At 61.4% G+C, this 5510-nt stretch carries 5 protein-coding genes, 1 tRNA gene and 1 pseudogene; 2 read left to right on the top strand and 5 right to left on the bottom strand.

From position 1 onward, the window contains the following. Positions 1 to 110: 110 nt before the first annotated feature. Positions 111 to 187: transfer RNA gene (locus tag RMO57_RS20595), tRNA-Asp, on the top strand. Between the two features lie 134 nt (positions 188 to 321). On the opposite strand, the gene lexA is transcribed toward RMO57_RS20595, so the two are convergent. Further along, positions 322 to 1035 (bottom strand): transcriptional repressor LexA, encoded by a 714-nt coding sequence (gene lexA, locus RMO57_RS20590; protein WP_310389855.1) that lies wholly within the window; start codon positions 1033 to 1035, stop codon positions 322 to 324. Positions 1036 to 1108: 73 nt separating this feature from the next. Here lexA and RMO57_RS20585 point away from each other — a divergent pair, with 73 nt between their 5' ends. Continuing rightward, on the top strand, positions 1109 to 2062 hold the full coding sequence (locus RMO57_RS20585; protein WP_310389853.1) for an asparaginase: 954 nt from the start codon (positions 1109 to 1111) through the stop codon (positions 2060 to 2062). 17 nt (positions 2063 to 2079) lie between these two features. Here the strand turns inward: RMO57_RS20585 and RMO57_RS20580 are convergent, their stop codons facing one another. From RMO57_RS20580 to RMO57_RS20565, 4 genes and pseudogenes are all read right to left on the bottom strand, one after another. After that, positions 2080 to 2505 (bottom strand): organic hydroperoxide resistance protein, encoded by a 426-nt coding sequence (locus RMO57_RS20580; protein WP_310389851.1) that lies wholly within the window; start codon positions 2503 to 2505, stop codon positions 2080 to 2082. Positions 2506 to 2522: 17 nt separating this feature from the next. After that, positions 2523 to 3020, bottom strand: a complete 498-nt coding sequence (locus tag RMO57_RS20575) for a MarR family transcriptional regulator (RefSeq protein WP_310389850.1) — start codon at positions 3018 to 3020, stop codon at positions 2523 to 2525. Positions 3021 to 3128: 108 nt separating this feature from the next. Further along, entirely contained in the window at positions 3129 to 5111 is a 1983-nt protein-coding gene (locus tag RMO57_RS20570) for an ABC-F family ATP-binding cassette domain-containing protein (protein WP_310389848.1), read from the bottom strand. Then, positions 5108 to 5510: pseudogene (locus RMO57_RS20565) on the bottom strand (50S ribosomal protein L3 N(5)-glutamine methyltransferase); the annotation flags it as partial. The gene RMO57_RS20570 and the pseudogene RMO57_RS20565, both read right to left, overlap by 4 nt.

Below are 5510 nucleotides of genomic sequence, written 5' to 3'. Positions count from 1 at the left end.
CTACAGGGGTTCGAATCCCCTAGGGGACGCCAAGTTTGACAATGCTTGGTATTCATTAAAGGCGATGAATACAAATTTTGTTTGATGCAATGAAGTAATTCATTGCATTTGGAGTGGTAGTTCAGTTGGTTAGAATACCGGCCTGTCACGCCGGGGGTCGCGGGTTCGAGTCCCGTCCACTCCGCCAATATTAAAAACCCCGGATACGAAAGTATGCGGGGTTTTTTCTTTGTCTGCGTAATTGATCAATAATCCCAGTTGGATGCTGAATAGAGGTCGGCCACATACTGCGCGGCCGGCCGAGTTGTAGCGTAGAGCGATTCAAAGAAACATCTGATTTCTGATCAATCCGACGGCTAAACCCTCGACTGCGAAACTCTCATCACCTGCCCGGACAAGAATCGGTTCGAACTCTGGGTTTTCGGGCAAAAGCTCAATGCCGCCGCGGCTGCGCTTGAAACGCTTGACCGTCACCTCATCGCCGATGCGCGCCACCACAATCTGCCCGTTTGTCGCCTCGCTGGTTTTCTGCACGGCCAACAAATCCCCGTCCATGATGCCGATGTCCTTCATGCTCATGCCGCGAACCTTGAGCAAAAAATCAGGCTGCCTTGCAAACATGCCGGCTTCGACGGTATAACTTTGCTCAATATGTTCTTGGGCGAGTATGGGTTGACCCGCCGCCACCCGCCCGATCAGGGGTAGCGTCAGTTGCGCCAAGCTCGACAAAGGTAGACTGAACGGCTTGGCGAACGAGCTTTGTGTTTGCGTCATTTCATTGGCATTGCGCGCCTCGTTCAAGGCGCGCAATGTGTCAGACTTCAGCCTGATGCCTCGGGAAGTGCCGCCGACCAGCTCAATGACGCCTTTGCGCGCCAGCGCTTGCAGATGTTCTTCGGCGGCATTGGCCGAGCGAAAGCCCAGCTCCTTGGCAATTTCGGCGCGGGTGGGTGGTGCGCCGGTGCGCTCGATCGCGCTGCGTACCAAGTCGAGGATTTGCTGTTGGCGGGCGGTGAGTTTGGGGCTGGCGTCCATGAGTGAGAGTCCTCTGTGATTGCTTGCCTGAATATATATCCAGTCACTGTATTTTCATCCAGGTTTAGAGAAATTGCAAAACACAAATGAACTAAATGCCGACTTGGTGGTGATTTTGGGTACCGGTGGCACCATTGCCGGCACCGCCCAGGATGCGGCCGACAACGTCGGCTACCGCGCAGCGCAGTTGGGCGTGCTTGAGTTGGTGCGGGCGATTCCGCCGCTGGCGCAACGCCGGCTTGAGACCGAGCAAATTGCTCAGCTGGACAGCAAGGACATGGACTTTGCAACTTGGCGAAAGCTGGTCCTGCGGGTGTCCGAGCATCTGGCCCGACCCGAGGTGATGGGTGTTGTCATCACCCATGGCACCGATACCTTGGAGGAGACCGCCTATTTCCTGCAGCGCGTGCTGGCGCCGACCAAGCCGGTCGTGTTGACCGCTGCGATGCGCCCGGCGACAGCCTTGCAGACCGACGGCCCGCAGAACCTGCTGGATGCCGTCAACGTGGCCGCTGACGCGCAAGCGCGAGGCGTTTTGATTGTCTTTTCCGGCGCGGTGCATTCGGCGGAACAGCTGCGCAAAGTCCACAGCTACCGAGTCGATGCCTTCGCTTCCGCCGACGGCGCGCGTGCGGCGGTGGTGGAGGAGGGGCGGGTTCGGTGGTTGAGCCAGCTCGCCACGTCGCGCACGCCGTTTGGTTTGGGCGTGCTGAATCGACCCCTGCAAACTTGGCCGCGCGTGCAAATCTTGATGAACCATGTCGGCGCCGACGGCAGTGTCGTGGAGGCGCTGCTCAGCCAAGGCGTAGACGGTTTGGTGGTGGCCGGCACTGGCAACGGCAGCCTGTCGCTGCCGTTGGAGGCGGCTTTGCGCGCAGCCCAGGCGCAAGGTGTGGCCGTGCTGCGCAGCACCCGTTGCGACGCCGGGCCCGTCACCGAGTCCGACCAAGCCTTACCCAGCGCCGGTGCTTTGAGTCCGGTGAAGGCAAGGGTGGAGCTGCTCTTGACGCTGCTGGCGGCCAATTAGCTGGCCGCCTCCTAGCGTCAGAGTACCGTCAAGCTCACATCGATATTGCCGCGGGTGGCGTTCGAGTAGGGGCAGACCTGATGAGCGGCTTGCACCAGTTGCTCGGCTGCAGTGCGCTCAAGGCCGGGGACGCTGATGTTCAAGGCCACCTGGATGCCGAAACCGGCCGGGATCGGGCCGATGCCGACTTCGGCCGTCACGGACAAGTCCGCCGGCAAGGCAATTTTCATTTTGCCGGCCACAACCTTCATCGCACCAATGAAGCAGGCCGAGTAGCCGGCTGCAAACAACTGCTCTGGGTTGGTGCCGGGGCCACCGGCACCGCCCAACTCCTTGGGCGTCGACAGCGTCACGCTGAGTGCGCCATCCGGTGTTGCTGAGTTGCCTTCGCGGCCGCCGGTCGAGGTGGCGTGGGCGGTGTAGAGAACTTTATCGAGTGCCATTTTGCTGAGGTCTTTCTTCAAGGGTTGATGAGGGAAGGGACGGGGGAAAGCGTGAGCTGCTGGCGCAAATGATGCAGGCGCTGCGTCAGTGATTGGAGTTCTTCCAGCGAGCAGGCGGTCGCGCAGGCCATCTGCGGCGGTATCTGGCGGGCTAGCACGCGCAGTGTGTCACCGGCTTCGCTCAGGAAGATGTCAACCCGGCGCTCGTCGTCAACGCCCCGCCGTCGACTGATCAAGCCATTCACTTCGAGTCGTTTGAGCAAGGGCGTCAAGGTGCCGGAATCTAGCGACAGTCGTTGGCCAAGGCTTGAAACGCTGACGCCGTCCTGCTCCCACAGCAGCAACATCACCAAATACTGGGGATAGGTAAGCCCCAGCGCCGCAAGCAAGGGTTTGTATTGCTTGGTCATGGCCAAAGAACTGGCATAAAGCGCAAAGCAGAGTTGCCTGTCCAGGCGCAGCCATTCGTCGGCAGTGGACTGCGGTGCTGCTGGCTTTGCTGGGTTGTTGCGCATGGGCTTGAATGTAGCGCGCTATTCAATTGCACGCAACTCAAGTGGGTAATGCCGGCCGCCCTGAGCCGGCCGCCCTGAGGAGGGCGGCCGCTCCTTACCCTGCCTGCTTCAGTTGGCGGCGTGCAGCGCGTCGACCGCGGCGCTGAGCTCCAACCAGCGCAGTTCAGCCGCCGCGAGTTCGTCGTGAATCGCCTTCAGGCGCCGGCCGCCTTCCGCGATCTGGCTCGGTGAGCTGTCGCCCGCACCGAGTTTCGCTTCGACTGCCGTGCGCTCGTCCGCCAGCTTGTTCAGCGTGGCGTCAATGGCGTCCATCTCGCGGCGCAGCGGTTTCGTCTGCTCGGCCAGCTTTTGACGCACTTGACCACTGATTTTTCGGTCCGCCGGCGCGGCTGCAGCCACCGGCGCAGCCGCCACCGCAACGACCGGTTTGGCGGCCTGTTTGCCAAAGCTCTTGGCTGCCGCCTTGGCCGCTTCCTTGGCGGCCTTGGCGGCCTCCTTGGACTGCTCCAGCAGCCATTTCTGGTAGTCGTCCAAGTCGCCATCAAACGGCGCAACCACGCCCTTGGCCACTAACCAGAACTCGTCGCAGACCTCGCGCAGCAAGGCCCGGTCATGACTGACCAGCATCACTGTGCCCTCGAACTCATTCAGCGCCATCGACAGCGCCTCGCGCGTATTCAGGTCCAGATGGTTGGTTGGCTCGTCCAGCAGCAAGAGGTTGGGGCGCTGCCAGACCAACATCGCCAGCACGAGGCGCGCCTTTTCACCGCCGGAGAGGCTGCCGACCTCTTGATTGACCATTGCGCCGACAAAGCGGAACTGGCCCAAAAAGTCGCGCAGCTCCTGCTCGCGCGCACTCGGCGAGACCTCCTTGGCCAGCCTCACCATATGCGATAGCGCGCCCTCGTCCGGGCGCAAGACGTCCATTTCCTGCTGGGCAAAATAGCCAATCGTCAGGCCCTTGCCTTCGGTGATCTTGCCGCCCATCGCGCGCTGGGCGCGGGCGATGGTCTTCACCACCGTCGACTTGCCCTGGCCGTTGGCACCCAGGATGCCGATGCGCTGACCGGCCAGCACCGAGCGGTTGATGCCGCGCACGATCACGTTCTCGCCTTCGTCGGTGTCGTAGCCGCAGGCCACTTCATCAAACATCAACATCGGATTGGGCAGGTTCAGCGGCTCGCGGAACTCAAACGTGAAGTCCGCCGCCGCCAACACCGGCGCCAAGCGCTCCATCCGCTCCAGCGCCTTGACCCGGCTCTGCGCCTGCTTGGCCTTGCTGGCCTTGGCCTTGAAGCGGTCAATGAATTTTTGCAAATGTTCGATGCGGTCTTGCTGCTTGCCAAAGGCGGCCGCCTGCAAGACCATGCGCTCGGCACGCATCGACTCAAAGGCGGTGTAGTTGCCGCCGTAGCGCATCAGTTTGGCTTCGTCCAGATGCAGGGTGACGCGGGTGATCGCGTCGAGGAATTCGCGGTCATGGCTGATCACGATCAGCGTGCCTTCATAGCGCATCAGCCAGGCTTCCAGCCAGACCAGGGCGTCCAAGTCCAAGTGATTGGTCGGCTCGTCCAGCAGCATCAGCTCGGCCGGGCACATCAAAGCGCGCGCTAGCTGTAAACGCATTCTCCAACCGCCCGAAAAGCTGTTCACCGGCGCGTCGACCTGCGCGCCCTTGAAGCCCAGACCCATCAGCAGCGCTTGAGCGCGCGGCCGCGCGTCAAACGCGCCGGCGTCGCTGAGCATCGCGTGGGCATCGGCCATCGCGTGACCGTCCTCGGCGGCTTCGGCCGCGTCCAGCGCCATCCGCGCTTCCATCAGCCGGCGGTCGCCCTCCAACACATAGTCGGTGGCCGGCATTTCGGTTTCCGGCATGTCCTGTGCGACCTCGCCGACCGCCCATTGGCGCGGAATATCGACCTCGCCCTTGTCGTTTTGCAGGCGATTCGTCAGCATCGCAAAGAGGCTGGACTTGCCCGCGCCATTGCGGCCGACCAGGCCGATTTTTTCACCCGGTTGCAGGGTGACGGAGGCATCGTCGAGGACAACTTTGCTGCCGCGCCGCAGCGTGATATTGCGTAGCGTGATCATGATGCGAGTTGGGCCTTTTCTTTTCTCAATGCTTCAGGGGTAACGATTAACACTTGATAGTCTCCGGCCGATGTCTCCATCCAGGCCACTTCGAGCTGCGGGAATGCAGCGTAAAAATTTTCGCACTCGTTGCCGATTTCAAGCACCAAGAAGCCGTTTTCGGTCAGGTGATCGGCGGCTTGACTGAACAAGCGACGTACAAAATCCATGCCGTCTGTGCCACCCGCCAGGGCCAGTTCGGGCTCGGCGCGGTACTCAGGCGGCAGCGCCGCCATCGCGTCCGCGTTGACATAGGGCGGGTTGCACAAAATCAGGTCATAACGGGCTTTTTCAGCGGCCACCGGGGCCAGGCTGTCGCCTTGCAGCAAGCGGATGCGTTCGCCCAGGCCATGTTTGTCG

This window comes from Roseateles sp. (genome assembly GCF_031397715.1).
Classification (GTDB): Bacteria; Pseudomonadota; Gammaproteobacteria; order Burkholderiales; family Burkholderiaceae_C; genus Paucibacter_A.
Note: the sequence above shows the minus strand (reverse complement) of the source record. Positions and strands in the feature narration are given on the sequence as shown.